26 protein-coding genes are annotated in these 24,939 nt (G+C 71.8%); 11 read left to right on the forward strand and 15 right to left on the reverse strand.

Features of this window, described 5'->3' with window-relative positions:
• The first annotated feature begins 204 nt into the window (after nucleotides 1-204).
• The 4 genes from ACHFGS_RS03170 (at nucleotide 205) to ACHFGS_RS03185 (ending at nucleotide 3,817) form a co-directional block, all read left to right on the forward strand.
• Nucleotides 205-1,404: a hypothetical protein gene (locus ACHFGS_RS03170; RefSeq protein ID WP_394280302.1), complete on the forward strand. Its 1,200-nt coding sequence runs from the start codon at nucleotides 205-207 to the stop codon at nucleotides 1,402-1,404.
• 13 nt (nucleotides 1,405-1,417) lie between these two features.
• Nucleotides 1,418-1,744, forward strand: a complete 327-nt coding sequence (locus tag ACHFGS_RS03175; protein ID WP_394280301.1) for an MTH1187 family thiamine-binding protein — start codon at nucleotides 1,418-1,420, stop codon at nucleotides 1,742-1,744.
• A 133-nt stretch (nucleotides 1,745-1,877) separates the two neighbouring features.
• Nucleotides 1,878-2,366, forward strand: coding sequence for an SRPBCC family protein (locus ACHFGS_RS03180; protein ID WP_394280300.1), 489 nt, complete (start codon nucleotides 1,878-1,880; stop codon nucleotides 2,364-2,366).
• On the forward strand, nucleotides 2,363-3,817 hold the full coding sequence (locus ACHFGS_RS03185) for a phytoene desaturase family protein (protein ID WP_394289138.1): 1,455 nt from the start codon (nucleotides 2,363-2,365) through the stop codon (nucleotides 3,815-3,817). Before ACHFGS_RS03180 ends, ACHFGS_RS03185 begins: the two co-directional genes overlap by 4 nt.
• 2 nt (nucleotides 3,818-3,819) lie before the next feature.
• Here ACHFGS_RS03185 and ACHFGS_RS03190 read toward each other — a convergent pair whose 3' ends face one another.
• Entirely contained in the window at nucleotides 3,820-5,022 is a 1,203-nt protein-coding gene (locus tag ACHFGS_RS03190) for a homoserine O-acetyltransferase (RefSeq protein ID WP_394289139.1), read from the reverse strand.
• A gap of 119 nt (nucleotides 5,023-5,141) precedes the next feature.
• Nucleotides 5,142-6,464 (reverse strand): bifunctional o-acetylhomoserine/o-acetylserine sulfhydrylase, encoded by a 1,323-nt coding sequence (locus ACHFGS_RS03195; protein WP_394279598.1) that lies wholly within the window; start codon nucleotides 6,462-6,464, stop codon nucleotides 5,142-5,144.
• A 144-nt stretch (nucleotides 6,465-6,608) separates the two neighbouring features.
• Here ACHFGS_RS03195 and ACHFGS_RS03200 point away from each other — a divergent pair, with 144 nt between their 5' ends.
• A complete protein-coding gene (locus tag ACHFGS_RS03200) occupies nucleotides 6,609-7,391 on the forward strand; it encodes an SDR family oxidoreductase (protein WP_394279597.1) in 783 nt (260 codons plus the stop codon).
• A gap of 22 nt (nucleotides 7,392-7,413) precedes the next feature.
• On the opposite strand, the gene ACHFGS_RS03205 is transcribed toward ACHFGS_RS03200, so the two are convergent.
• Nucleotides 7,414-8,898 carry an MFS transporter gene (locus ACHFGS_RS03205; protein WP_394279596.1) on the reverse strand — a complete coding sequence of 495 codons (1,485 nt, stop codon included), beginning with the start codon at nucleotides 8,896-8,898 and terminating at the stop codon, nucleotides 7,414-7,416.
• 110 nt (nucleotides 8,899-9,008) lie between these two features.
• Here ACHFGS_RS03205 and ACHFGS_RS03210 point away from each other — a divergent pair, with 110 nt between their 5' ends.
• From ACHFGS_RS03210 to ACHFGS_RS03220, 3 genes are read left to right on the forward strand one after another with little or no spacing between them, the layout of a single operon-like run.
• Nucleotides 9,009-9,509 carry a phosphoribosyltransferase gene (locus ACHFGS_RS03210; RefSeq protein ID WP_394279595.1) on the forward strand — a complete coding sequence of 167 codons (501 nt, stop codon included), beginning with the start codon at nucleotides 9,009-9,011 and terminating at the stop codon, nucleotides 9,507-9,509.
• Nucleotides 9,509-10,219 (forward strand): uracil-DNA glycosylase, encoded by a 711-nt coding sequence (locus ACHFGS_RS03215; RefSeq protein ID WP_394289140.1) that lies wholly within the window; start codon nucleotides 9,509-9,511, stop codon nucleotides 10,217-10,219. Before ACHFGS_RS03210 ends, ACHFGS_RS03215 begins: the two co-directional genes overlap by 1 nt.
• Before the next feature lie 39 nt (nucleotides 10,220-10,258).
• Entirely contained in the window at nucleotides 10,259-10,885 is a 627-nt protein-coding gene (locus tag ACHFGS_RS03220) for a GNAT family N-acetyltransferase (protein WP_394278940.1), read from the forward strand.
• Nucleotides 10,886-10,927: 42 nt separating this feature from the next.
• Here ACHFGS_RS03220 and ACHFGS_RS03225 read toward each other — a convergent pair whose 3' ends face one another.
• The 8 genes from ACHFGS_RS03225 to ACHFGS_RS03260 form a co-directional block, all read right to left on the reverse strand.
• Nucleotides 10,928-11,374, reverse strand: coding sequence for a protealysin inhibitor emfourin (locus ACHFGS_RS03225; protein WP_394289141.1), 447 nt, complete (start codon nucleotides 11,372-11,374; stop codon nucleotides 10,928-10,930).
• Nucleotides 11,358-12,416: a M4 family metallopeptidase gene (locus ACHFGS_RS03230; protein WP_394278938.1), complete on the reverse strand. Its 1,059-nt coding sequence runs from the start codon at nucleotides 12,414-12,416 to the stop codon at nucleotides 11,358-11,360. Before ACHFGS_RS03230 ends, ACHFGS_RS03225 begins: the two co-directional genes overlap by 17 nt.
• 132 nt (nucleotides 12,417-12,548) lie before the next feature.
• Nucleotides 12,549-13,343, reverse strand: a complete 795-nt coding sequence (locus ACHFGS_RS03235) for an ABC transporter ATP-binding protein (RefSeq protein WP_394278937.1) — start codon at nucleotides 13,341-13,343, stop codon at nucleotides 12,549-12,551.
• Entirely contained in the window at nucleotides 13,340-14,131 is a 792-nt protein-coding gene (locus ACHFGS_RS03240) for an ABC transporter ATP-binding protein (protein ID WP_394278936.1), read from the reverse strand. Before ACHFGS_RS03240 ends, ACHFGS_RS03235 begins: the two co-directional genes overlap by 4 nt.
• A complete protein-coding gene (locus tag ACHFGS_RS03245) occupies nucleotides 14,128-15,009 on the reverse strand; it encodes an ABC transporter permease (RefSeq protein WP_394278935.1) in 882 nt (293 codons plus the stop codon). The genes ACHFGS_RS03240 and ACHFGS_RS03245 overlap by 4 nt, the downstream gene beginning before the upstream one ends.
• Nucleotides 15,006-15,959 (reverse strand): ABC transporter permease, encoded by a 954-nt coding sequence (locus ACHFGS_RS03250; protein WP_394278934.1) that lies wholly within the window; start codon nucleotides 15,957-15,959, stop codon nucleotides 15,006-15,008. Before ACHFGS_RS03250 ends, ACHFGS_RS03245 begins: the two co-directional genes overlap by 4 nt.
• Nucleotides 15,956-17,464: an ABC transporter substrate-binding protein gene (locus tag ACHFGS_RS03255; RefSeq protein ID WP_394289142.1), complete on the reverse strand. Its 1,509-nt coding sequence runs from the start codon at nucleotides 17,462-17,464 to the stop codon at nucleotides 15,956-15,958. Before ACHFGS_RS03255 ends, ACHFGS_RS03250 begins: the two co-directional genes overlap by 4 nt.
• Nucleotides 17,465-17,562: 98 nt before the next feature.
• Nucleotides 17,563-18,528 carry an alpha/beta fold hydrolase gene (locus ACHFGS_RS03260; protein WP_394289143.1) on the reverse strand — a complete coding sequence of 322 codons (966 nt, stop codon included), beginning with the start codon at nucleotides 18,526-18,528 and terminating at the stop codon, nucleotides 17,563-17,565.
• 56 nt (nucleotides 18,529-18,584) lie between these two features.
• Between ACHFGS_RS03260 and ACHFGS_RS03265 the strand changes: the two genes are divergently transcribed.
• Nucleotides 18,585-19,067 (forward strand): carboxymuconolactone decarboxylase family protein, encoded by a 483-nt coding sequence (locus tag ACHFGS_RS03265; RefSeq protein ID WP_394278564.1) that lies wholly within the window; start codon nucleotides 18,585-18,587, stop codon nucleotides 19,065-19,067.
• Nucleotides 19,064-19,777, forward strand: coding sequence for a tyrosine-protein phosphatase (locus ACHFGS_RS03270; protein WP_394278565.1), 714 nt, complete (start codon nucleotides 19,064-19,066; stop codon nucleotides 19,775-19,777). Before ACHFGS_RS03265 ends, ACHFGS_RS03270 begins: the two co-directional genes overlap by 4 nt.
• Here the strand turns inward: ACHFGS_RS03270 and ACHFGS_RS03275 are convergent.
• From ACHFGS_RS03275 to ACHFGS_RS03290, 4 genes are all read right to left on the reverse strand, one after another.
• Nucleotides 19,723-20,223, reverse strand: a complete 501-nt coding sequence (locus ACHFGS_RS03275) for a Fe-S oxidoreductase (protein ID WP_394278566.1) — start codon at nucleotides 20,221-20,223, stop codon at nucleotides 19,723-19,725. The genes ACHFGS_RS03270 and ACHFGS_RS03275 overlap by 55 nt on opposite strands.
• Nucleotides 20,220-21,032 carry an arginase family protein gene (locus tag ACHFGS_RS03280; RefSeq protein WP_394289144.1) on the reverse strand — a complete coding sequence of 271 codons (813 nt, stop codon included), beginning with the start codon at nucleotides 21,030-21,032 and terminating at the stop codon, nucleotides 20,220-20,222. The genes ACHFGS_RS03275 and ACHFGS_RS03280 overlap by 4 nt, the downstream gene beginning before the upstream one ends.
• A gap of 76 nt (nucleotides 21,033-21,108) precedes the next feature.
• Entirely contained in the window at nucleotides 21,109-21,843 is a 735-nt protein-coding gene (locus ACHFGS_RS03285) for a PspA/IM30 family protein (RefSeq protein WP_394289145.1), read from the reverse strand.
• A gap of 68 nt (nucleotides 21,844-21,911) precedes the next feature.
• On the reverse strand, nucleotides 21,912-23,927 hold the full coding sequence (locus tag ACHFGS_RS03290; RefSeq protein WP_394289146.1) for a TPM domain-containing protein: 2,016 nt from the start codon (nucleotides 23,925-23,927) through the stop codon (nucleotides 21,912-21,914).
• Nucleotides 23,928-24,068: 141 nt separating this feature from the next.
• On the opposite strand from ACHFGS_RS03290, the gene ACHFGS_RS03295 reads away from it, so the two are divergent.
• Nucleotides 24,069-24,902 (forward strand): DUF3097 family protein, encoded by an 834-nt coding sequence (locus ACHFGS_RS03295; protein WP_394280147.1) that lies wholly within the window; start codon nucleotides 24,069-24,071, stop codon nucleotides 24,900-24,902.
• Nucleotides 24,903-24,939: the final 37 nt, after the last annotated feature.

Genomic DNA, 24,939 nt, shown 5'->3' on the forward strand with positions numbered 1-24,939 from the left:
GTGGATTCACGGCAAGGCCGCGGGGGCGGCCGTCGCGGCAGCCTCGGGCGGTCCGGTGACCGCGCTCGACGTCGCCGAGCACGTGCCCGGTGTGATCGGTGCGGTGCTGCGCGGCTGAACGCGGCGCGGCGCGGTGCGCGGCCGCGCGTCGGAGTGCGTCGCCGGTGCGGCATCCGCCATCCCGTGCGCTCCTAGGATGAGGGCGTGACGAATCGGGCCGTGCTGTGGATCGTGTTCGTCGCAGTCCACCTGGCGGTGGCCTCGTCGGGATTCCTCCTGCCGAACGAGCCGATGGGGGACGTCTACCGGGTCTACGAACCGTGGTCGATCGCCGCGTGGGAGGGTGCTGGCGTCGTCGGCATCACCGAGGAGTGGGTCTACCCGCAGCTCGCGCTGCTGCCGATGCTGCTCGCCCACGCCCCCGGCGCGCTCCTCGGCGACTACACCTGGGGATGGGCGGTGCTGGTCACCGCGCTCGACGCGGTCGCGTTCGCGATGCTGCTGGGACGGGGCCGCTCCCGCGGGCGGGTGACGGCGGCGTGGTTCTGGATCGCCGCGATCGTGTGCCTCGGGCCCGTCGGCATGTACCGCATCGACGCCGTCACCGTGCCGATGGCGGTGGTCGCTCTGCTGTGGCTCATCGGGCGGCCGTGGGCGGCATCGATCCTGCTCGCCGCGGCGACGTGGATCAAGGTGTGGCCGGCCGCGCTCCTGGCGGCCGCAGTGGTCTCGGTGCGGCGGCGCGGCGCCCTGGTGGGTGGTGCCGCTCTCCTCAGCGCGGGCGTCGTGGCGATGGTGGTTGCCGCCGGCGGCGCCGAGCACGTCTTCGGCTTCGTCGCCGGCCAGACCGGGCGCGGTCTGCAGGTTGAGGCACCGGTGAGCGCCGTGTACCTGTGGGGCGCGCTCCTCGGCATCGAGGGTTTCTGGGTCTTCTACGACCAGGAACTGCTCACCTTCCAGGTCACCGGTGCCGAGGTCGACACGGTGATCGCCGCGATGACACCCGTCCTCGCGGTCGTCGCTCTGGCGCTGGCGGCCCTCGGGGCGGTCAAGGCGTGGCGCGGCGTCTCGTTCGTGCGGCTGTTCCCGCCGCTCGCGCTCGCGCTCGTGGTCTCCCTCATCGTCACGAACAAGGTCGGCTCGCCGCAGTTCCAGACCTGGCTGATCCCCGTCCTCGTCTTCGCGCTCGCCGTCGATCGGCGGCGGTGGGCGCGGCCGGCGGTGCTCGTGCTCGTCGCGGGCGCCCTCACCCAGCTGGTCTACCCGGTGCTCTACATGGGCATCCTGTACCCCGAACCGCTCAGCGTCACCCTGCTGACGGTGCGGAATCTCATCCTGTTCGCTCTGCTCGCGTGGACGGCGGTGCGGCTGGTCCGCCTGCCCGCCCCCTCGCGGGCCACCTGACCGGAGGTCTTCCATGCTCATCGCCTTCTCCGTCGCTCCCAGCGGCACCGGCCGGACCGACGGCTCGGTGCACGACGCGGTCGCCGCTGCGGTCGCGGTCGTCCGCGCCTCAGGACTCCCGCATCGCACCTCCAGCATGTTCACCGAGCTGGAGGGGGAGTGGGACGAGGTGATGGCTGTCGTGAAGGATGCCGTCGACGCCGTCCAGCCGTTCGGCTCACGCGTCTCGCTCGTCCTCAAGGCCGACATCCGTCCGGGCCGGACCGGCGAGATCGACGGCAAGCTCGAACGACTCGAAGCCGCTCTGTCGGATCAGGCGCGCGGAGCAGACGCCGACTGACCGACTCTTCGAGACTCTCCCGCGGGAGCCGGATGCCGCTTAGGCCTGCCCTGCCGCGGGCGCAAGCCCCCGTGGCATCCGCTCGTCGTCAGATAGCGTCGCCCCGAGCGAACCGCACCGGAGGAGGACGAGCATGTCGCGCAACACCCGCTTGATGGCCTGCACCCCGGAGGACGTCTTCCGTGTGCTCGGCGACGGCTGGCTGTTCCCGTCATGGGTGGTCGGCGCCTCCCGCATGCGCGACGTGTCGGACCAGTGGCCCGCTCCCGGCTCGCGCCTGCACCACTCCTTCGGGGCGTGGCCGCTGCTCATCGACGACACCACCGAGGTCATCGAGTGCGACCCGCCCCGCCGCCTCGTGCTGCGCGCGAAGGGGTGGCCGATCGGCGAGGCACGCGTCGAGATCCACGTGCAGCGTCGCGGCGACGAATCGCTCGTGCGGATCCAGGAGGAGGCCATCGCGGGGCCCGGTGCCCTGCTGCCGCAGCGGGTGCTCGACATCCCGCTGCAGCTGCGCAACAAGGAGACCCTCCATCGCCTCGCCTACCTCGCCGAGGGGATGTCGGGCGGATCCGCGCCGGAGACCACCGCGGAGGCCGAGGGGACGCCGTCGGAGAAATGAGCGGACTGGACGCCATCGTCGTCGGCGCCGGGCCGAACGGGCTCGCCGCCGCGGTGACCCTCGCCCGAGCCGGTCTATCGGTGCGGATGTACGAGCGTGCCGCGCAGATCGGCGGCGGCTCGGCCAGCGCCGAGACGGTGCTCCGGGGTCACCTCCACGACGTGTGCTCGGCGGTCCATCCGCTCGCCTTCGAGTCCCGCTTCTTCCGCGAGTTCGGCCTCGCCCGACGCGTGAGGTTCGCCGTCCCCGAGGCCTCCTACGCCCATCCCCTGGACGGGCGGCCCGCCGCCGTCGCCTATCGTGACCTCGATCGCGCCGCCGAAACGCTCGGCGGGGACGGTGACGCGTACCGGCGCCTGTTCGCGCCGCTCGTCGAGCGCGTGCGGGGAGTCGCCGACTTCACCGGCAACCCGCTGCTGCGAATCCCGCGGCATCCGCTCGCCGCTGTGCGGTACGGCCTCGCCGCCGCCGAGCAGGGGAGCGCGCTGTGGGGGACGCGCTTCCGCGGCGAGGCGGCGCCGGCCCTCATCACGGGAGTCGCCGCGCACACGATCCTGCCGTTGCCGAGCCTCGCCGCAGCCGGGGCCGGCCTTGCGCTCGGCACGTACGCGCACGCGCGCGGCTGGCCGATCCCGATCGGCGGCAGCCAGGCGATCGCCGACGCCCTCGCCGACGATCTCCGCGCCCACGGCGGCGAGATCGTCACCGGGCACGAGGTGCGCTCTCTCGAGGAGCTCCCGCGCGCTCGCGCCGTGCTCCTCGACGTCACCCCGCGTGCCCTCCTCGCGCTCGCCGGCGACGCGCTGCCGGCCGCGTACCGCGCCGCCCTCGAACGGTTCCGATACGGCGCCGCGGTCGCGAAGGTCGACTTCGTGCTCTCGGGCCCGGTGCCGTGGCGTGACCCGGCCGTCGCCGAGGCCGGCACGGTGCACGTCGGCGGCACGCGCGCCGAGATCGCGGCATCCGAGAATTCCGTCATGCGAGGCGGGCTCCCCGACGCCCCGTATGTGCTGGTGGCCCAGCCGTCCTCCTTCGACCCCACCCGCGCCCCCGAGGGAGCGCACACCCTGTGGACGTACACGCACGTCCCCGCGGGCAGCGCGGTCGACCGGCGCGAGGCCGTCGTGCGACAGATCGAACGGTTCGCACCCGGGTTCCGCGACCTCATCGTCGCGACGCACTCCCGGACCGCGGAGGAGGTGGCGGCGGACAATCCGAACTACCCCGGTGGCGACATCGCCGCCGGGATGCCGTCGATGCGGCAGATGCTCGCCCGGCCCGTTCTCTCGGGCGACCCGTGGCGCACGCCGGCTGCGGGCATCTACCTCTGCGGCGCATCGACCAGCCCCGGCCCGGGAGTGCACGGGCTCGCGGGCTGGCATGCCGCGCGCAGCGCCCTGCGCCACACGTTCGGCACGCGGGTGCGGCCCGACCTGTCGCCGGACGACTGAGCTCAGCTCGCCAGCAGACGGCGGAGGTGCCCGCCGACGGCTGCGGTCTCGATGAGGAACCCGTCGTGGCCGAAGTCGCTGCTGAGGATGACCGTCTCTTCGTCGATCGTGGTCGGGATGCCGCGGTGGATGCGGTGCTGGCCTTCGACGGGGAACAGGCGGTCGCTGTCCACCCCGAGCACGAGGGTCCGAGCGGTCACCCGTGCCAGGGCGTCGTCGACGCCGCCCCGGCCGCGCCCGACATCGTGCGAGTTCATCGCGTCGACGAGGGTGAGGTAGGTGTTCGCGTCGAACCGGCGGGTGAAGCGGTTGCCGTGGAAGTCGAGGTAGCTCTCCACCGCGTAGCGGCCGCCGTGTCCGGAGGGGTCCTTGTCGGACTGCCAGGAGCGCTGGAAGCGCTGGTTCAGCTCGGTGGGCGTGCGGTAGTTGAGCAGCGCCATGCGCCGGGCGAGGGCGAGGCCCCGGTGGGGGCCGTTGCCGTCACCGGCGTCGTAGTAGTCGCCGCCTGCGAAGCGGGGGTCGATCTGGATCGCCTCCAGCTGCACTGAGTTCAGCGCGACCTGGTCGGCGGTCGTCGTCGGCGGGGAGCAGAGGACGGCCAGCCGATCCACGCGCTCGGGCGTCGATACCGCCCACTCGAGGGCGTGCATCCCGCCCATCGAACCGCCGATCACGGCCGCCCACACGTCGATGCCGAGCGCGTCGGCGAGGAGCTCCTGCGCGGCGACCTGGTCGCGGATCGTGAGGAACGGGAAGCGTGAGGCCCATTCATAGCCGTCGGGCGCGATGCTCGACGGGCCGGTGGAGCCCTGGCATCCCCCCAAGATGTTCGGCGCGATGACGAACCAGCGCTCGGTGTCGATCGGGGCACCCGGGCCGACGATGTCGCCCCACCATCCCTCGGTGGGGTGACCCGGCCCCGCGTCACCGAGGACGTGGCTGTCGCCGGTGAGGGCGTGGAGGACGAGCACGGCGTTGTCGCGTGCGGGGGAGAGCTCGCCCCAGGTCTCGTACGCGATGCGGATGCCGGGGAGCTCGGCGCCCCCTTCGGTCCGGAAGGCGCCGAGGGAGGCGAACCGCCGGTTGCCGACCGGGTCGCCGTCGCGCCAGGCGCCGGTCGCGGGCGGGCGACCCAGCAACAGGCGGGCGTCCGCTTCGGTCACGGGCGCCGAAGGCACCGTGTCTTCCGAGGTCTGCCAGTCCATGCGTCCCATTCTCCCGGCCCTCGCCCGCCCGGGGTCCCGTGTTACGACGCCGACGCGGTCCCGAAACGGCGACACCCCGCCGCGGCGAACCGGGCGGGGTGTCGAGGTCCTGCGGGAGGTCAGGCGCGCGCGGACTCCGCGAGGCGGCGGGCGGCGGTGAGGGCCTGATCGAGGTCGGCCTTGAGGTCGTCGATGTTCTCGAGACCCACCGACAGGCGGACGAGGCCGGGCGTGACGCCCGAGGTGAGCTGCTGCTCCGGCGTCAGCTGCGAGTGCGTCGTGGATGCCGGGTGGATCACGAGCGAGCGCACGTCGCCGATGTTGGCGAGGTGGCTGAACAGGGTCAGCGAGTTGACGAACTCGCGGCCGGCCTCGACGCCGCCCTTGAGCTCGAACGACAGCACCGCGCCGACGCCCTTCGGCGCGTAGCGGTTCGCCGCCGCGTACCAGGGCGAGGTGGGCAGGCCCGAGTAGTTCACGGAGGCGACGTCGGGGTGGTTCTCCAGCCACTCGGCGATCTCCTGCGCGTTCTGCACGTGACGCTCGATGCGCAGCGAGAGGGTCTCGACGCCCTGGATGAGGTTCCACGCGCTCTGCGGGGAGATGGCCGAACCCAGGTCGCGCAGCAGCTGCACGCGCGCCTTGATGATGTACGCGAGGGCGTCGCCGACGGCCGCGGTGTAGACCGCGCCGTGGTACGACTCGTCGGGGGTGGTCAGGCCCGGGAAGCGGTCGGAGTGCTCCGACCACGGGAAAGTGCCGCCGTCGATGATGGCGCCGCCGATGGTCGTGCCGTGGCCGCCGAGGAACTTCGTCACCGAGTGGACGATGATGTCGGCGCCGTGCTCGAACGGGCGGATGAGATACGGGGTCGCGATCGTGTTGTCGACGATGAGCGGCACGCCCGCCTCGTGGGCGATGTCGGCGACCGTGCGGATGTCGAGCACGTTGATCTGCGGGTTGCCGATCGTCTCGGCGAAGAACAGCTTCGTGTTCGGTCGGACAGCGCGGCGCCACTCTTCGGGGTCATCCTGGTTCTCGACGAACGTCGTCTCAATGCCGAGCTTGGCGAGCGTGTACTTGAACAGGTTGTAGGTGCCGCCGTAGATCGAGCTGGACGAGACGATGTGGTCGCCGGCTTGCGCGATGTTGAGGACCGCGAACGTCTCTGCCGCCTGACCGGATGCCACGAGGAGGGCGCCGGTGCCCCCTTCGAGCCCCGCGAGGCGCTGCTCGAGCACGTCCTGGGTGGGGTTCTGGATGCGGGTGTAGATGTTCCCGAACTCGGCCAGCGCGAACAGATTCGCGGCGTGGTCGGAGTTGTCGAACACGTACGACGTCGTCTGGTAGATCGGGGTGGCGCGGGCCTTCGTGACCGGGTCCGGAGCGGCACCGGTGTGGATCTGCTTGGTCTCGAAGCGCCAGTTCTCGGGTGCGGACATGACGGGCTCCCTGCGTGGTGGTGTGGTCTGGTGGGTACGACGGATGCCGCAACACCACCGACGTTACGAGGGCCGCGCGGCGGGGACAACGTGTCAGGACACGGAGCGTAACGTCCGCGGCATCCGACTCGCTAGCGTGGGGGGATGGCGAATCGACGTGCAGTGGTGACCGGTGCGAGCTCGGGGATCGGTGAGGCCACCGTCCGTGCGCTGCGCGCGACCGGCTGGGACGTCGTGGGGGTCGCCCGTCGGGCTGGCCGTCTGGAGGCGCTGGACGCGGAGGTCGGGTCGGCGTCGTTCGCCGCCGACCTCACGAACGAGGCCGACGTGCAGGCGCTCGCCGCGCATCTCGCCGACACCGGATCCGTCGACGCGCTCGTCCACATCGCCGGCGGCGCCCGCGGAGTCGACCGGGTCGAGGACGGCTCGGTGGCGGACTGGCGCTGGATGTTCGAGGTCAACGTGGTGTCGGCGCAGCTGGTGACGGCCGCCCTGCTGCCGCTGCTCCGGCGCGCCACGGTGGACGGCGGGCACGCCGACGCGGTGTTCGTGACCTCGACCGCCGCGCAGACCGCCTATCCGGGAGGTGGCGGGTACAACGCGGCGAAGGCGGGGGAGTCGATGCTCGTGCACGCGCTCCGGATGGAGCTCAACGGCGAGCCGATCCGGGTCGTGGAGATCGCGCCCGGGATGGTCTTCACCGAGGAGTTCACCCTGAACCGTCTCGGCGGCGACCAGGCCGCGGCGGAGGGCGTCTACGACGGCGTCGAGGCGCCGCTTCGGGCGGAAGACGTCGCCGATGTCATCGCCTACGCGATGAACGCCCCGGGGCACGTGAACCTCGACCTGGTGACGATGCGCCCCGTCGCCCAATCGGCTCAGCACCTGCTCGCCCGCGGCCCGCTGCTCCCTCGCCCGGGGCGCTGACCCGGCCGGGCGCGACGACCGGTCAGACGGGCGGCGCGTCGGAGAAGGCGACCTTGGGTACCAGCAGCAGCAGGAGTGCGGCGAGGAACCCGCCTGCGGCGCAGATCGCCCACACCGTCATGTACCCGCCGAGCGACCCCGCCGTCTGACCGGCCACGGTTCCCGCGCCGGCGGCGAGGACGACACCGAAGACGGCGGACGAGAACGCGCCGCCGATGGTCTTCGTCGTGTTCGTCATCCCGGAAGCCTCGCCGGTGTGTCCGAACGGGGCGGCCGCTGCGGCGGCGGCGGGCATCGCGCCGACGAGCGCGCCGCAGCCGATGCCGGCGATCGACAGGTTCAGCAGCACCTGCCAGAGCTCGAGGTGGAAGGGCAGGAAGAGGGTGTACCCGACGCCCACGAGCAGCGCCGCGGCGATGAGCATGAGCCGGGGGCTGACCTTGCGCGAGGTGACCGAGAAGATCACGGCGCCGATGATCAGCGACACGAGGTACAGGCCGATCAGGTAGGAGCGCTGTGCCGAGTCGAGGCCCAGGCCGTAGCCGAGCGCGGGGTCGGTGCCCGCGTACGTCGACAGCGGCCCCTGCGCCCCCAGCAGGCTGATGCCGATGAGGAACGCGGTCGCCTGGACGGGCCACATGTCGGGGCGGGTGAGGATGCGGATGTCGATGATCGGGTTGCGGTGCCCGAGCTCGTGACGTACGAAGTAGGCGAGCAGTCCGATGCCGGCGGCCAGCAGACCCGCGACGGTCCACCACGCGCCGGGCCCGAGGTCGAGCTCGCCGATGAGGCGCATCCAGGCGAGCGCGCCGGTCACCAGGAGCAGACCCCACGCCAACAGGATGGTGCCGATCGTGTCGATCGAGCGCTCGCCCGACGGTGTGGATTCGGGCACGAAGACGGCGATGATCACGGCGACCACCGTGACGGCGATCGCGGGCATCATGAGCGTCAGGGCGAGGTCGCCGGTGGCGGCGTAGATCTGTCCGGCGGCGAGCGCGCCGATGATGGCGCCGGCTTCGAGGCCCACGACGAGCAGACCCGCGGCCCGGCGGGTGAGCGAGACGCCGTGGTTCTGCTTCCGGCCGCGCTCGAAGATGAGCGCGATCTCGAGCGGCAGCCACACGACGTAGAAGCCCTGCAGGGCCCAGAACAGCAGGAAGGTCCAGAACGAGTCCGCGAACACGAGACCCCACGAGGCGAGAGCGGTGAGCACGGCCGCCAGCACGAGGATCTTCTTGTGCCCGAACATGTCGCCGAGCTTCGCGAGGATCGGCACGACGATCGCCGACAGCAGCAGCTGCCCGGCTTCGAACCAGTTGACGTCCGCGTCGCGGATGCCGAGCTCGATCACGATGTCGCTGAACAGCGGGATGTAATACCCCTGCAGGATGCCGCTGACGATCTCGACTACGATGAACCAGCCGATGAGCCCGGCGGTGATGCCCAGCGCGGTCGAGCGGAACGAGGGGGAGGAGGACGTCGCGCCTCTGGTGATTCGGGTCACGATTCGGAGCATAACCGTCCGCGGGATGCCGCGCGGGGACCGGTCCCACTGGAGTCGCCGGAGCGGCGGTCGCTGCGTCGTACGCTGGAACCCCGACGAAAGAGGACGCGGTGACCACCGAGCGTGAGACGTTGACCTGGGACGGGTTCGGCTCTGCGACCCGCGCCCTCGCCCGCAGCATCCTGGCCGACGGGTTCGAGCCCGACGTCGTCGTCGCGATCGCTCGCGGCGGTCTGCTGCCGGCCGGCGCGATCGCCTACGGTCTCGGTGTGAAGAGCTGCGGAGCGCTGAACGTCGAGTTCTACACCGGCATCGGCACCGTCCTCGACGCCCCCGAACTCCTCCCGCCCGACCTGGACCTCGGCTACCTGCCGGGGAAGAAGGTTCTGCTCGTGGACGATGTCGCCGACAGCGGACGCACCCTGAAGCTCGCCGTCGAGATGCTCGTCGACGCCGGCGCCGACGTCCGGTCGGTGTGCATCTTCACCAAGCCCGGTTCCGTCGCCACACCCGACTACTCATGGCGGGAGACGGACCTCTGGATCGACTTCCCGTGGTCGTTCCGCGGAACCGTCGCGCAGGAGGACGCCGGCCTGCCCGCGAGCGCGTGATGTTCGCCGGGCTGGACGCACTGGCATCCGCCGGGATCATCCACCCCGAGTGGGCGGCGGCCCTCGCGCCCGTCGCGGCGGACCTCGTCGCGGTGGGCGAGCGTCTGGATGCCGAGGTGGCGACCGGCCGGGCCTTCCTCCCGGCGCCCGAGCACGTCCTGCGCGCCTTCTCCCGCCCGCCGGGTGACGTGCGCGTGCTCGTCGTGGGGCAGGACCCCTATCCGACGCCCGGTCACCCGATCGGGCTCTCGTTCGCGGTCGACGCGTCGGTGCGGCCGCTGCCACGGAGTCTCGTGAACATCTTCGCCGAGCTGTCGGATGACCTGGGGATCCCGCCCTCCGTGCACGGAGACCTCTCCGCCTGGGAGGACCAGGGCGTGCTGCTGCTGAACCGCGTCCTCACCGTCGCCCCGGGGGAGGCCGGCTCGCACCGCGGGTGGGGGTGGGAGGCCATCACCGCCCGCGCCATCGACGCGCTCGCGAGCCGCGACGAGCCGCTCGTCGCGATCCTGTGGGGGAAGGATGCCGCGGCCCTCCAGCCCCGACTCACCCAGACTCCCGCCGTGGTCTCGGCGCACCCCTCGCCGCTGTCCGCCCGTCGGGGCTTCTTCGGGTCGAAGCCCTTCTCGCGGACGAACGAGCTGCTCGTCGCCCAGGGCGCAGAGTCGATCGACTGGCGCCTGCCGCAGCCCGGGACGCTCTTCGACTGAGCGGGCCGCGCGGGAGAGGCCTCACCGTATGCTGGCCGCATGCTGGAGGACGAGTACGACCGCGATCGCCGTCGCCTGCCGCGGCATCTGCGGCCCCGGCGTCCGCCCGAGGCGCCGTTCTCGTTCTCGATCCGTCCCGCGACGCGCGCCGACATGGCCGATGTGCGGGAGATCTACAACCACTACGTCACCAACTCGGTCGTGACCTTCGACGAGAAGCGGTGGAGCCACCGGCGCTGGGTCGACAAGTTCGACCATCTCACCAAGCTCGGGCTGCCGTTCCTGGTGGCGGTCTCCCCGAGCGGGAACGTGCTGGGCTACGGTCTGGTCTCGCCGTGGACCGGCGGCACGAGCGGCTATCGCTACACCGTGGAGAACTCGATCTACCTCGGTCAGGCGGCGTCGGGGAAAGGGCTCGGCCGCGCTCTGCTCACCGCGCTCATCGAGGCGTGTGAGGATCGCGGCATCCGCGAAATGGTCGCCGTGATCAGCGACAAGGGTGCGGAGGCGTCGATCGCCCTCCACGAGAAGCTCGGCTTCGAGGAGGTGGGACGGATGGGCAAGGTCGGCTTCAAGTTCGGGCGGTCGCTCGGAACCGTCTACCTGCAGAAGCACCTCACCCCGAAGAAGAAGGATTCCTTCTTCTCGCGGCTCCGGTCGCGCTGACCTTCCCGCTCCGCGGCTGCCAGGGCTGCGGTGCTGTGGCTCTCAGGGGCTGTCGGGTGCGCACGGCTCACCCTGAGCGCGGACGGCCTCGATGAGGTCGCGCCAGGGACCTGCGACGTCGGTCTCGGCGAGCACGGCGCGGTGCTCCGTGGCGGCTGCGGTTCCGTTCCCCGTGGCGGGCTCGGACTCGGCGGGGGAGATGCCCGACGGCGCACGGGCGTCCGGGGGCGAAAAGTCGCCGCCGTCCGATGCGCCAGCGGGCTCATCCGGCGCGGGAACGGTGCCCGCGGCAGTGACCTCCCAGCAGAACCGGTCGGCGCCCGCCCCCGACTCCGCTCCCGGTGCGGCATCCCACGGGCAGGCTCGCACGAGGCCCAGCCACTCCTGGGCGTCGGTGCCCTCGGCGCGAACCCGCCAGGCGCGACGGAGCCCGCCGAACCCGCCGCTGCGCACGACGAGGACCGTCACCTGCTCAATCGATGAGGGCATCTCCGGTGACCCCGACCTCGGTCCACGCGGTGCGGACGGCGTCGGCCTCCTCCGAGTCCTCACCGTACTCCCGTACCGCAGCGGTCGTCGTGGCCTCGGCGAACTGCGTGAAGGTCGCGGCGGCCGGAAGGTCGCCCTCCGTCAGCGCGCGGTACCAGATGAGCCCGGCGCGCTCCCACGCGAAGCCGCCGAGCGCCGTCGCGACCAGGTGGAAGGCCTTGTTCGGGATGCCGGAGTTGATGTGCACCCCGCCGTTGTCGCCGGAGGTGTGCACGAAGTCCCGCATGTGCGCCGGCTGCGGGTCCTTCCCCAGCACGTCGTCGTCGTAGGCCGTGCCGGGGGCGGCGAGCGAGCGCAGCGCGACGCCGGTCACGGCATCCGTGAAAATCTCCGCCCCGACCAGCCAGGTCGCCTCGTCGGCGGTCTGCCCGCGCAGGTGCTGCTCGGTGAGGGCCCCGAACACGTCGGCGATGGATTCGTTGAGCGCACCGGACTGGCCGGAGTAGTCCAGGCCTCCGGCCTGCTCGATGACGCCGTGGGCGAGTTCGTGGGCGATGACGCTCACCGAGCGTGTGAAGCCGGTGAAGACCTCGCCGTCGCCGTCGCCGAACACCATCCGGGTGCCGTCCCAGAAGGCGTTGTCGTACTCGCGGCCGTAGTGGACGGTCGCCAGGAGCGGACCGCCCACGGCATCCAGTCCCACCCTCTCGAACGCGTCCCAGAAGAACGCGAACGTCGCCCCCAGGCCGTCGTACGCCTCGTCGACGGCGGCGTCACCCGTCGGCGGGGCGGCCTCGGCGCGCGCCGGCACCCCGGGCAGCTGCTCGCGGTTCTGCGCGTCGGAGATCAGCCGGTCGGGGGTGGGCGACGCGGCGAGCACGAGGGCGTCGCCGTCGACCGAGAGGGAGAGGTCCGCGGGGATCGGGCGGTAGGCGCGCGGGATCGCGAGGGTCGCCCGCGCCGCGGCGACCGCGGCGGGGAAGCGCTCGATGGGAGCGGCGGCGAGGCGGGCGAGCAGGTAAGGGGGGACGATCGCGTGCATGGCGCACACGCTACGCAGGTGCGCCGACACGCGCAGCCCCTCGGCGCCGAGCTTCGGTCGATCCGTCGCGGTACGGGGTTGCTCGTGCGCCGGATCGCGCGACGGACTGACCGATCAGCGAGCCCCGGGTGCTCAGCGGTTCGGATCGATGACGGGGATCGAGGCGAGCAGGCGCCGGGTGTAGGCCACCTGAGGGTGGAGGAGCACCTTCTCGGTGGGACCCTCCTCCACGATGCGGCCGTCCTTCATGACGATGACGTCGTCGCACAGGTTCTGGACCACGCCGATGTCGTGCGAGACCATCACGAGGGTGAGTCCGTCGCGGCTGCGGAGCTCCCGGATGAGGTCGAGGATCTGGGCGCGCACCGTGACGTCGAGCGCCGACAGCGGCTCGTCGCCGACGAGGACGCGGGGCCGGTGCACGAGGGCGCGCGCGAGCGCGATGCGCTGCCGCTGGCCCCCGGAGAACTCGTGCGGGTAGCGGTCGGCGGCATCGGCGGGGAGACCCACATCGTCGAGCACCTCACGGACGCGCGCACGCCGATCGCCCTCGATCCCGAGCGCCCAGAGCGGCTCCCCGACGATCCTGCCGATGTCCATGCGGGGATCGAGCGACGCGTACGGGTCCTGGAAGACGATGCCCGTCTCGCGGCGCAGCCAGTGCAGCGAGGTGGCGGATGCCGTGGCATCCACGTTCCTGCCGCCGAACTCGACGGTGCCGTCGGTCGGGGTGTCCAGACCCAGCAGGAGCCGCACGAGGGTCGACTTGCCGGAGCCGGACTCGCCGATGATCCCGAGCGCGGTGCCTTCGCGGACATCGACGTCGGCGTCTTCGAGGGCCGTCGTGAACCGCCGCGGTTCGAACAGTCGTGTGCGGGGCGCCGGGTACCGGCGGGTGAGGCCGCGCCCGCGGATGAGATCGGTCATCGGGCACCTCCGGGCTTCCACAGAGTCGCCGTCGCATCGCGGAGGAGCCCCTGCGTGATCGCGGACTTCGGCTCGGTCAGCAGGGTGCGGATCGGACCCTGCTCGACGACGCGGCCGTCTTCGAGGACGAGCGCCTCGGTCACGACCTGCGACAGCACGGCGAGATCGTGCGTGATGAACACGAGCGACATGCCGTCCTCCTCGACCAGTTGCAGGAGCAGCTCGAGGATCTCAGCCTGGATCGTGACGTCGAGGGCCGTGGTGGGCTCATCGGCGATGAGCAGGCGCGGACGGCAGGCGAGCGCCATCGCGATCGCGACGCGCTGACGCTGGCCGCCGGAGAGCTGGTGGGGGTAGCGCCGAACGATCTGCTCCGGATCAGGCAGGCGCACGCGACGCGCCTCCTCGACGGCACGCTCCCATGCTTCGCGGCGCGGGATGCCGCGGTTGTGGATGCGGATCGACTCGGCGATCTGGCGGCCCACGGTGCGGATCGGGTTCAGCGCGGTCTGCGGCTCCTGGAACACGATGCCGATCTCGTCGCCGCGCACGGTGGCGAGTTCGCGTTCGCGGAGACCCAGGAGCTCCCGGCCGCCCCAGCGCACGCTGCCGGTGACCGTCGCGCTGTCGGAGGCGAGGCCCAGCAGGGCGAGCGAGGTGAGCGACTTGCCCGAGCCGGACTCGCCGATGAGACCCACGCGCGCACCGGGCTCCACGCGGAACGAGACGCCGTCGACGACGCGGCGGCCGCCGATCTCCACGGTCAGGTCGGTGACGACGAGGCTCATGCGATCACCGCCGGCGGGGGAGTCGTGGCATCCGGAGCGCTCCGGCGCGAGAGGGTCGGATCGGTGGCATCGCGCAGCCCGTCACCGAGCATGTTGAAGCCCAGCACGGTGAGGGTGATCGCCAGGCCCGGCCAGACGACCGAGCCGGGGTGGACGGTGATGTACTGCTGCAGCTCCGACAGGAGCAGTCCCCACGAGGGCTCGGTCACGGTGGCGCCGAAGCCGAGGTACGACAGGCCCGCCTCCGCGAGCACCGCCACGGCCATGCCCCACGACAGCTGCACGATGAACACCGGCGCGACATTGGGCAGCAGGTGCCGCAGCAGGTTCTGCCACGGGGTGAGCCCGCCCGCGCGCCCGGCGAGCACGAAGTCGCTGTGCAGCACGCGGCGGAGCTCGGGCCGGGTGACGCGGGCGATGTTCACGCCGAACCCGATGCCGACCGAGACCACGACCACCAGCAGCGACCCGCCCCACACGGCGGAGATCATCATGGCCAGCAGCAGCACCGGGAAGGCGATGAGGATGTCGACGAGTACGGCGACCGCTTCCCGCACGGGACGCGGGGTGAGGGCGCCGAGTGCGGCGAGGGAGAGGCCGACGACGGTCGCGATGACGCCGGCGCCGACGGCGACCGACAGGGTGGTGCGCGAGCCCGCCATGATGAGGCTCAGGATGTCGCGGCCTGACCCGTCGGTGCCGAGGACGTGCGCGGCGTCCGGGCTCGCCCAGCGGTTCGCGATGTCCACGCGAAGCGGGTCGAACGGGGTCCACACGAGCGAGACCGCCGCGATCACGACGATGGCGATCACGACGATGAGACCGAATCTCCCGGATGCCGAGGCCCACAGCCGGCCGGCCCACCTCGCGCGGCTCATCCTTCGGCCTCCCGCTGACGGGGGTCGATGACCCGGTGCAGGAGATCGACGAGGAACCCGACGATGAGGACGAACCCGGTCAGGACGAGCAGTTCGCTCTGCACCTTGATGAGGTCGCGGTTGCCGGTGTCGGCGACGAGCATGCGGCCGATGCCGGGGAGGCTGAACAGCTGCTCGATGACGACGGCGCCCACGAGGATGCCGGCGACCTGGAGCCCCAGGACGGTGATGATCGAGAGGCCGACGCTCGGCAGTCCGTGGCGGATGAGCGACTGCGTGCGGGTGAGTCCCTTCGCGGCTCCCGTGCGGACGAAGTCCTGCCCGATCGCCTGGAGCGTCGCGGAGCGGACGAAGCGGAGCAGGACGGCGCCCTCCACGACGCCGATCGTGAGCGCCGGCAGGATCAGGGCCCGCAGCGCCGCGGCAGGGTCTTCCCACCCGGCGCGGGGGAAGCCCTGTGCGGGCAGCCATCCGAGCCACACGGCGAAGACGACGACGAGCATCATGCCCGCCCAGACCACGGGGACGGCGGCGAGGGTCTGCGCGCCGAAGGAGAGCAGGGTGCCGTCCAGCCGGCGGCGCCGGACGGCGGCGAGCACCCCGAACGGCACCGCGATCAGCAGGGCGATCAGAAGCGCGAGGATACCGAGCGGGATCGTCACCTCCGCCTTCTCGACGATCTCGTCGATGACGGGGGTGCCGGTCAGCTGGGAGGAGCCGAGGTCCCCCCGGAGGATGCCGAACAGCCACTGCCCGTACTGGACGAGCAGCGGCTGATCGAGACCGAGCCGGGTGCGGATCGCCTCCACCTGTGCCGGCGAGGAGTTCACCCCCGCGATCAGCTGGGCGACATCACCGGGAAGGATCCGCAGGGTGGCGAAGATGAGCGCACTGGCGACGAACAGGCCGAGCAGCAGCAGGGCCAGTCGTGTCAGGGCGTAGCGGATCACTCCTCGCTCTTGGCCAGTTCTGCGAGGTTGAGGCGCTCGTTGACGTTCGTCGCGGGCATGCCGCTGACGGCGGTGGAGACCGCGAGCACGGAGGCGCCGTTGTACAGCCAGTCGGCGGCGTGATCCTCGGCGACCAGGCGTGCCGCCTCGGCGAGGCGCGCCTCGGCGTCGGCCTCGTCGGTCGCGGCGACGGACTCGGCGTACAGCGCCTGCACCTCGGGGTTGTCGTAGGTGAAGTAGTACGCCGGGTTCGCCCAGTTCTCGAAGTCGCGGGCCTCGGTGTGCAGGACGAAGCTGAGCTCGTAGTCCTGGTTGATGTAGACGTCGTTGAGCCAGGCGGGGAACTCCACCGGGTCGACCTGCAGGGTGATGCCCACGTCACGGAGGTTCGAGACGAGGATCTGCGAGACGGTGGTGCCGTAGGCGGACGGGATCGTCAGGGTGAGGTCGATGTCCTCGGCGCCCGCCTCCGCCAGCAGCGTGCGGGCGGCTTCGGGGTCGAACGGGGCGAGTTCGGAGAGGTCCTCGAAGCCCGGGTCGAGCGAGGGGATCGGGCCGTACTGCGTGGACCCTGCGCCGAGCGCCTCGACGATCGACTCCTTGTCGATCGCCTGTCGGATCGCCTGGCGCACGCGCACGTCCGCGAGGGGACCCTCGGTCGAGTTGAAGGCGAGCGTGCCCTTGTCGGTGGATTCGCCGAGCGTGAGCGCGAAGTCGCCGCCCGCCTCGATCTGATCCTTCAGGTTCGCGTCGAACCCGGTCAGCACGTCGAAGTCACCGGCCAGGGCCCCGCTGAGGGCCGCCTGGTTGTCGCCGACGTAGGAGAAGACGATCTCCGCGACAGCGGCGGGCTCACCCCAATACTCGTTGTTGCGCTCGAAGCTGATGCTGTCGCCCTGCTTCCAGTCGGCGAGGGTGAAGGGGCCGGTGCCGTTGGCGGCGGTCTGTCGATCGATCTTGTCGCCCTTCTTCAGGACGAGACCGGCACGGCCGGTGAGGCTCCACAGCAGGGTCGAGTCGGGCTCGCTGAGGGTGAGGGTGATCGTCTGCCCGTCGGCGGCGATGTCCTCCACCTTCGCCAGGCGTGCCGAGTCACGGTAGGCCTCGTTCTCGCGCACCTCGGTGAGCGAGAAGACGACATCCTCGGGAGTGAGTTCCTGGCCGTCGTGGAAGGTGACGCCCTCGCGGAGGGTGAACGTGTAGGTGAGGCCGTCGGCGCTCACCTCGTAGTCGCTGGCGAGGCTCGGGACGATCTCCTGCTCGGCCGTACGCGAGACGAGCCCCTGGTAGACGTTGTCGATCAGGATCTGGTCGAGGGCGGCGCCGGCGGTCTCGCGGATGTCGAGGTTGCTGGGCTCGAGCACCAGGCGGATGCCGACAGATGCTGCGGGGTCGGGCTCAGCGGAGGGGCCGGACGGGGAGGCGGAGGGGCCGGTGCAGCCGGTCAGCGCCAGCGCGCCGGCGAGGATCAGGGCAGAGGAGGCCAGGGCGAAGTGGCGGGACATGTGGGGGGAATCCTTTCACGAGGACGTGGGGCGTCGTTGCAGCAGCGCCCCGTGCTCGGGTGCGGGTAACAGCCTAGAGTCCCCGCGCCGTGCTTCGGTCACACGCCGTCACGAACGTCACGCGCGAGACCGCGCAGGAGCTGGGCGAGATCGGCGGGCAGCTCTTCGTGGACGTTGTGTCCGGTGCTCAGCTCGAAGACGCGTGCGCCCTTCACCCGGGCGACGAACTCGTCGCGGTCGGCCTCGGTGAGGAATCCCCCCGTGCCTCGGATGAGGGTGACCGGCGCGCGGACGTCGGCCAGGTGCTCCCACCCCGCGGCGGAGAGGACCGCGGCGCCCCCTTCCTGCTGCTGCGCGGCGCTCGCCGCAGCCTCGGGGTCCTCGGCGAGGCGGTTCGCGATGCGGGCGAAGTGGTGCTTCCACTCGACGCGGCCGTCCTCGCGCACCCGCGAGTTGAGGAAGACGCCGCGTGCGGCCGATTCCCGGGAGCCGCCGAACCCGAAGGCGAGGGCGCGCTCGAGCAGCTCGTCGCGGGAGGCCCAATCGCTGGGCCCGGCGTAGAAGGCCCGGATCTGAGCGGCGCTGCCGTTCGGGTTGATGCCGGGGGAGATGTCCACGACGACGAGAGCGGCGACGAGTTCGGGGTGGGCCGCAGCGACGGCGGCGGCGGTGAGCCCGCCGAGGGAGTGACCGACGAGCACCTGCGGCGCCTCCGTCCACGCGGCGATCGCCGGGGCGACGTCGACGGCGAGCGTCCCTCCGGTGTAGGCGCCGTCCTCCCGCCACGACGAGTCACCGTGCCCGGGCAGATCGAGCACGAGGGCGGGAAGGCCCAGGGAGAGGACGGTGGTGTCCCACGTGTGTGCGTTGAGCCCCGCGCCGTGGAGGAAGGTGACCACGGGCGCGTCGATCGCCTTCGCGCCGGGGGCGCCGTAGTGGAGCGCACTCACGACGCGGCCGTCGGGGAGGGTGTGCTGCAGTCGTCGCACCGGCGGGACGGCGACGCCCGCGGCATCCGCTTGGCCGCGCAGGAACGAGAACTCGTCGAAGGTGGTGTCGCTCACGCGCCCATTCTGACGGATGCCGCGGGCGTCCCGGTCCGCCTCGGTAGGGTGGCGTCATGACGGATGAACACCGCGTCCACCTCTCCCGCGCGGCGCGTCCCGCGTACGACGCGCTCGAGGCGTTCTCCTCGACCGTCGGATCGCTCGCGGCCGAGGCCGGCATCGACGGCCGCCTGCGCGAACTCGCCCTCATCCACGCGTCGCAGCTGAACGGCTGCGCCTACTGCGTGCGCGTCCACACCGATCGGGGAGTGACGGCGGGTCTCACCGTCGACGACGTCGCGCAGATCGCGGTGTGGCGGGAGTCCGGCATCTTCAGCGACCGGGAGCGCGCCGCCTTGGAGCTGGCGGAGTGCTACGTCTACATCCACGAGGGCGGCGTGCCCGATGAGGTCTACGACCGGGTCGGCAGCATCCTCAGCGAAGCCGAGTACGTCGCGCTGAGCTGGCTGCTCGTCTCCATCAACGCGTTCAACCGCATCACGATCGCCGGGAAGTACCCGGTGCCGCCCCGGCACGCCGCGGCGGGGAACGCGTGAGCGCGCCCGAGGTCCCCGGCGCCCTCAACTTCCGCGACGTCGGCGGGCTCCCCGCGGACGGCGGCGTCACCCGCTCCGGGGTGCTGTTCCGATCCGGCAACCTGGCACGACTGACGGATGCCGGTCGCGCGGCGCTCCGAGACCTCGGCATCCGGCGCATCATCGATCTGCGCGACGACGACGAACGGCGGTTCGAACCGTCCCGGCTCGGCGGCGTCGACGCGGAGGTGGTGCGACTGCCGATGTTCGCCGGTTCCGCCGCGTCGTTCTTCGACGACGACCTGTCGCTCGACGACCTCTACCGCGCCCTCATCGACGGCTCCTCGCACCGCCTCGTCGAGGTCGTCCGCGCGGTCGCGACGGGGCACCCCGTGCTCGTGCACTGCACCGTGGGCAAGGACCGCACCGGGCTGAGCGTGGCGCTGGCGCTCGCCGCGGCCGGCGTCGACGAGGACGCCATCATCGCCGACTACGCCCGCACCGAGCACGAGCTCCCCGCCGCACGCAACGCCCAGGTCATGGCGTTCCTGTCAGCCCGGTACCCGCACGCGCGGCACCTCGAGGACCTCGCCACGCGCTCTCCCGCTCAGGCGATGGTCGCCGTCTTCGACGACCTCCGCGTCCGTTACGGCGGACCGGTCGACTTCCTCCGCGCCTACGGTTTGACCGAGGACGAGATCGCCGACCTCCGGCGGGTGCTGGTGGGCTGAGACGGCCGCCGCGGCACGTAGCGGCCGTCGGCGAGACCCGCCTCGATCTCGAAGCGGTTGGTGAGCGGGTTCCGCCCCGCCAGCAGGTACAGCACCGGCATGAGCAGGCCGTACCTCCGCCACTGGCGGCGGTGGACACCCTCGTGCGCCAAGAGGCGGTCGTCGATCGCACCGTCGCCGGTGAGGAAGCACGCCCCCACGCACACGCCGCCCCGCCCGTACGTGACGTTCGGCATGCCGCGGAAGATCCACAGCCCACCGCGGCGCTCGATGCGACCCCGCGACCACAGCAGCCCCCACACGAACCCGAAGGCCGTGCCGGCGGCGTGGCCGAGCAGACTCACCGGCGAGTCGAGGAGGAAGCCCGGGATCCACCGGTCGACACGCTGCCCCCGCGCCACGGCGCGCTCAGCGGCCGCCTCCCAGTCGGCAGGTGGCGTCCTCACGCCAGGGCTCCGACGATCCGGAGGATCGTGCCGAGGTCGTCGACCGCGGCATCGGGGCTCGCCGGAGCGAAGCCGGCGATCGAGGCGCCGACCAGCGGCAGCTGCGCCCGCAGCGCGCCGATGGCCGCGGTCAGCTCGCCCGCCGAGACGCCGAACGGCACCGGCTCGAGCACGCCGGCGATGCCGGCGGGGTCGAGGACGTCGAGGTCGACGTGGATGTGGACGGCGGCGGCGCCCGTGGCGGCGACGGCGGCCGCGAGCGCGGTCGGGTCGGTGAGCGCGGACGCGGTGAGATGGTGGACGCCGCCGGAGTCGCGATGCGCGGCTTCGGCGTCGTCGAAGGTGCGCGCGCCGGCGAGGACGACGCGCGAGGCGGGCACCGCGGCGGTGGGCGCGAAGGTGCCCGGCGTGGAGACGGCGCGGAGGGCCATCCCCGCGAGGGCGCCGGAGGGGGAGGAGTCCTCGGTGTGCAGGTCAGCGTGCGCGTCGAACCAGACCACCGCGAGATCCGAGTGCCGGCCGGCAGCGTGCGTGATGGCGGGGAGGGCCACGGCGCAGTCGCCGCCGATCACGATGGCGGTCTCGTCGCTCTCCGCGAGCGCGGCGGTGATCGCGTCGCGCACCCGGGTGAGGGTGCTCAGCCGACGGATGCCGGTGCCCAGCGCCTCGCCCGCCTCCGCGGCGACCTCGATCCGGGTCACGGCGGAGCGCGGCAGGTCGCCGGCGATCGCCTCGGCGCCGTCGATCAGGCGCATCGCGCGGGAGGAGGGGGAGCCCTGCCACTGCGGCACCACGATGAAGCGTGTCATAGCGGCATCCTTTCGATCGAAGAGAGGGACGGCGCCGACCCCGAAGGACCGGCGCCGTCCGGAGAGGGCGAATCGCTTACTGCTCGATCGCTCCGGCGGGACCGCCGCTCTTGAGGGCGGCCAGACGGGCCTCGACCTCGGTGAGCTCGCCGATGTCCTCGAGCTGGTTGAACTGGGCGTCGATCGAGGATGCCGCGATCTCGGCCTTGCCGGCGGCGAGGGCCTCCTGGCGGCGGACCTTGTCCTCGAAACGACCCAGCTCGCTGGTGGGGTCGAGCACGTCGATCGACTTGACCGCGTCGTGGACCTTGTTCTGCGCTTCGGCGGTCTTGGCGCGGGCGAGCAGCTCGGAGCGCTTCGAGCGAAGCTGGTCGAGCTTCTGCTTCATGCCGTTCAGGCCGTCCTTGAGCTTCTCGACGACCTCGGACTGCGCGGCGATCGAGGGGGCGATGGCCTTGGCCTCGTTCTCCTCGCTGATCTGACGTTGCAGAGCGATCTTGGCCAGGTTGTCGAACTTGTCCGCGTCGGCGGCGTTGCCCGCCGAGCGCAGTTCGTCCGCCTTGCGGCTCGCGGCGATCGCCTTGTTGCCCCACTCCGCGGCAGCCTTGACGTCCTCGTCGTGGTCGCGCTCGAGCAGACGAAGGTTGCCGATCGTCTCGGCGATGGCCGCCTCGGCGTCGGCGATGTTGTTGGTGTAGTCGCGCACGAGCTGGTCGAGCATCTTCTGCGGGTCTTCAGCCGAGTCGAGGAGGGCGTTGATGTTCGCCTTCACCAGCGTCGAGATGCGGCCGAAGATGGACTGCTTTGCCATCGGGTTTCCTTTCCTAGCGGGAGGTGTTGAGGTCGAGGTCTTGGGTCGTGGGGAGCGGCGGGAGAAGATCAGAATCGACCGCCTCCTCGCCGTGAGCGGGAGCCGCCGCCGCTGCTGCGACGGGAGCCGCCGCCGAAGCTGCCACCGAAGCCGCCGCTGCTGCGCGAGCGGGAACTGCCGCCGCCGAAACCGCCGCTGCTGCGGGAGCTGCCGCCGAAGCCGCCGCCGAAGCCACCACCGAAGCCACCGCCCCCGCCGCCTCCGTTCAGGAGCGAACCGAGGATGATGCCGCCCAGCATGCCGCCATCACCGCCCTGTCCGCCACCGAAAGGCGGGCTCGAGTGCATGGTCACGTCCCGCTCGGCCTGCGCGATCGCGTCTGCGGCGAGCTCGGCGGCGCGCTGAGCCTGGCCGTAGGCCTGCTCGGGGTCGCTCTGCTGCAGCTGGGTCGCCTGGACGAGCGCGGCACCGGCTTCGGCGAGCCGCGTGCGGGCCGGTGCGCCCACCGTCCCGCGGCGCGCGGTGATGTAGTTCTCCGCGGCGGACACCTGCGTCTTGGCCTGCAGGAGCGCCTGGCCGAGCAGACTCCGGGCACGGTCGGCGCGTTGCTGTGCGTCGCGGATCGCGCCCAGGGCGGCGTCGATCTCGGTGTTGGCCTGCTCGAGGGCGGTCGCGGCGGCGATCGGATCGCGAGCGGGCGGCGTGAGCGCCGTCCGCGCCGCCTCGACCTGATGGCGCGTCGCGGCGACGACCGGGGCGAGCCGGCCGTCCGGATCGGCGGTCGCGTCGGCGGCGACGAGGTCCTTCTCCAGGTCGGCGAGGAGGACTGCGGCGGTGCGTTCTGCCGCGGCGAGGTCGGCGCCGAGGGTCTCGACGGCGTCTTCGAGCAGCCGCGCCTGATCGATGCCCTGCTCCGCCGCGCGGATCGCGACCGCGGCGCCCGCGCCATCGCCGGCCTGCACAGCCTGCTGCGCCTGGGCGAGCCGTTCACTCGCGAACGCCAGGCGTGCGACGGCCTGATCGGGGTTGTCGGCGACCGTGCGGAGCGCCCCGGGGGAGTAGGCCGCGGTCAGCTCGGCCAGACGCGCCTGCGCCTCGGCGACCTGCGTGGTCGCGGCAGTGTGGGCCTCCTGGGCGCGGGCGAGGGCCTCGGGAGCGTTCTGCGAGAGATCGCGCAGCGCATCGAAGGCGTCGGCCTTCGCGTCGAGTGATGCATCGGCCTTCGTGCACAGGTCGATGATCTCGAGGTACCAGGCGCGCTGCTGCTCGGTGCTGTCGGGCGTCTCGTCGTCCATCTGCTGCTGGATCGCGAACGCGCGATCGAGTGAGGCGCGCGCCTCGGTGATGGCGTCTTCGAACTCGCGGGTGGCTTCTTCGCCGAACTCCGCCTTCGCGAAACCGAGTTCCTGCCGGCTGCGGGTGAGCGCGTCGTCGGTGCGCACGAGGGCGGATGCCGCGTCCTTCTCGAGCTCCGTGAGGGGAACCTGCGCGGGGCCGGAGGTCGCCGCGCCCGTCTTCCGCCGACTGCGCACGACGGCCCAGACGATCAGTCCGATCCCGACCAGTGCGACGAGGCCGATGATCCAGAGTCCCGAGCCGCCCCCGCCGCTGCGGGCGTCTTCCAGTGCGTCGGCGGCGGCGATCGCGGCGCCGCCCCAATCGTCCTGCGCGAGCAGCGGTTCGACGGTGTCACGCTCGATCGCGATGATCTGCGATTCCGACAGCGGGCCCGACGTGTCGGCTGACAGGTAGTAGGAGCGGCCCTCGGTGGCGATCGCGAGCAGGTACTGATGGGTGCCGAGGTTGTTCCGCTCGGCGGTCTCATTGGCCCACCCCTCCGCGGAGGCAGGGCTGTCGAACTCGTCGACGTACACGACCCAGAGATCGACATCGGTGTCGGCGCCGAGGGCGTCGAGACGGGCTTCCACATCGCGTTCGTCAGCCGCCCCGAGGACATCGGACGAGTCGACCACACGCTCAGAGCCCAGGGTCACCGGGCTTTCAGCGAAAGCCGGCGAGGCTGCGACCGGTGCGAGCGTGATCAGGAGAGCCGCCGCGAGCGCGGTGAGCCGTCGAGATCCCATCGAGTCCCTCCTCCGGGCGCGGGAGGCGCCGCCCTCCGCGAGTCTATGCCGCTCCGTGCATGCCTCGATAGCGGCATCCGCCCGGAGCGCCTGTGCGTTCCCTCTGTCTTCGTCGCCTAGGCTCACCGATTCGGAGGTGCCATGGACGATCGGTACGGAACGGACGTGCTCGCGAAGGGCTGGCGGGATGCCGGACGGAAGCAGGTCGCGACAGTGGAGGCGGTTCGGGAACTCGTCGTGGAAGTCGCCGGGGACGAGTATGTGGGCGCCGTCGTCGGCATCACGGCGGGCAACGTCGAACTGGAGGACCGTCACGGCCGGACCAGGCTGTTCCCGCTCGGACGCGGCTTCCTCGTCGACGGTGCGCCGGTCGAACTCGTCGTCCCCGCACGCGCGCAGAGCCGCACGCCCGCCCGGACGGCGTCCGGATCGTTCGCGGCGCCGACGAGTCGGGCCCGCGTCGCGCGCGCCTCGCGCATCCTCGTTGAAGGCAAGCACGACGCCGAGCTGGTCGAGAAGGTGTGGGGCGACGACCTCCGCGCCGAGGGCGTCGTCGTCGAGTACCTGCAGGGCCTCGACCTGCTCGAGGACCTCCTCCGTGAGGAGCCGCCGACCGCGGAGCGCCGGTACGGCGTGCTCGTCGACCACCTCGTGGCAGGGTCGAAGGAGACCCGCATCGCGCAGGAGATCCTCCGCGGTCCGCACGGCCCTCACCTCAAGATCGTGGGGCACCCCCACATCGACGTGTGGCAGTGCGTGCGCCCCGAGACGCTCGGCATCGCCGGATGGCCGCAGGTGCCGCGCGGGATCGACTGGAAGACCGGGGTCAGCCGGGCGCTCGGGTGGCCGGCATCCGACCATGTCGACATCGCCCGCAACTGGCAGCGGATCCTCGGCTCGGTGCGCACTTATCGCGACCTCGATCCGGCGCTGCTGGGACGCGTCGAAGAGCTCATCGACTTCGTGACCGCATGACCGGCCGCAGACGCGGCCCCGCCCCCGAGGAGCACCG

The organism is Microbacterium sp. (assembly GCF_043427715.1).
Taxonomy (GTDB): domain Bacteria; phylum Actinomycetota; class Actinomycetes; order Actinomycetales; family Microbacteriaceae; genus Microbacterium.

Coding starts and splice junctions, on each gene's coding strand:
- ACHFGS_RS03285 (WP_394289145.1), bottom strand. CDS start 21,843: ATGGCAAAGCAGTCCATCTTCGGCCGCATCTCGACGCTGGTGAAGGCG.
- ACHFGS_RS03240 (WP_394278936.1), bottom strand. CDS start 14,131: ATGAGCCTCGTCGTCACCGACCTGACCGTGGAGATCGGCGGCCGCCGC.
- ACHFGS_RS03200 (WP_394279597.1), top strand. CDS start 6,609: ATGGCGAATCGACGTGCAGTGGTGACCGGTGCGAGCTCGGGGATCGGT.
- ACHFGS_RS03245 (WP_394278935.1), bottom strand. CDS start 15,009: ATGAGCCGCGCGAGGTGGGCCGGCCGGCTGTGGGCCTCGGCATCCGGG.
- ACHFGS_RS03195 (WP_394279598.1), bottom strand. CDS start 6,464: ATGTCCGCACCCGAGAACTGGCGCTTCGAGACCAAGCAGATCCACACC.
- ACHFGS_RS03235 (WP_394278937.1), bottom strand. CDS start 13,343: ATGACCGATCTCATCCGCGGGCGCGGCCTCACCCGCCGGTACCCGGCG.
- ACHFGS_RS03215 (WP_394289140.1), top strand. CDS start 9,509: ATGTTCGCCGGGCTGGACGCACTGGCATCCGCCGGGATCATCCACCCC.
- ACHFGS_RS03265 (WP_394278564.1), top strand. CDS start 18,585: ATGACGGATGAACACCGCGTCCACCTCTCCCGCGCGGCGCGTCCCGCG.
- ACHFGS_RS03175 (WP_394280301.1), top strand. CDS start 1,418: ATGCTCATCGCCTTCTCCGTCGCTCCCAGCGGCACCGGCCGGACCGAC.
- ACHFGS_RS03180 (WP_394280300.1), top strand. CDS start 1,878: ATGTCGCGCAACACCCGCTTGATGGCCTGCACCCCGGAGGACGTCTTC.
- ACHFGS_RS03295 (WP_394280147.1), top strand. CDS start 24,069: ATGGACGATCGGTACGGAACGGACGTGCTCGCGAAGGGCTGGCGGGAT.
- ACHFGS_RS03230 (WP_394278938.1), bottom strand. CDS start 12,416: ATGCACGCGATCGTCCCCCCTTACCTGCTCGCCCGCCTCGCCGCCGCT.
- ACHFGS_RS03290 (WP_394289146.1), bottom strand. CDS start 23,927: ATGGGATCTCGACGGCTCACCGCGCTCGCGGCGGCTCTCCTGATCACG.
- ACHFGS_RS03190 (WP_394289139.1), bottom strand. CDS start 5,022: ATGGACTGGCAGACCTCGGAAGACACGGTGCCTTCGGCGCCCGTGACC.
- ACHFGS_RS03185 (WP_394289138.1), top strand. CDS start 2,363: ATGAGCGGACTGGACGCCATCGTCGTCGGCGCCGGGCCGAACGGGCTC.
- ACHFGS_RS03280 (WP_394289144.1), bottom strand. CDS start 21,032: ATGACACGCTTCATCGTGGTGCCGCAGTGGCAGGGCTCCCCCTCCTCC.
- ACHFGS_RS03220 (WP_394278940.1), top strand. CDS start 10,259: ATGCTGGAGGACGAGTACGACCGCGATCGCCGTCGCCTGCCGCGGCAT.
- ACHFGS_RS03225 (WP_394289141.1), bottom strand. CDS start 11,374: ATGCCCTCATCGATTGAGCAGGTGACGGTCCTCGTCGTGCGCAGCGGC.
- ACHFGS_RS03255 (WP_394289142.1), bottom strand. CDS start 17,464: ATGTCCCGCCACTTCGCCCTGGCCTCCTCTGCCCTGATCCTCGCCGGC.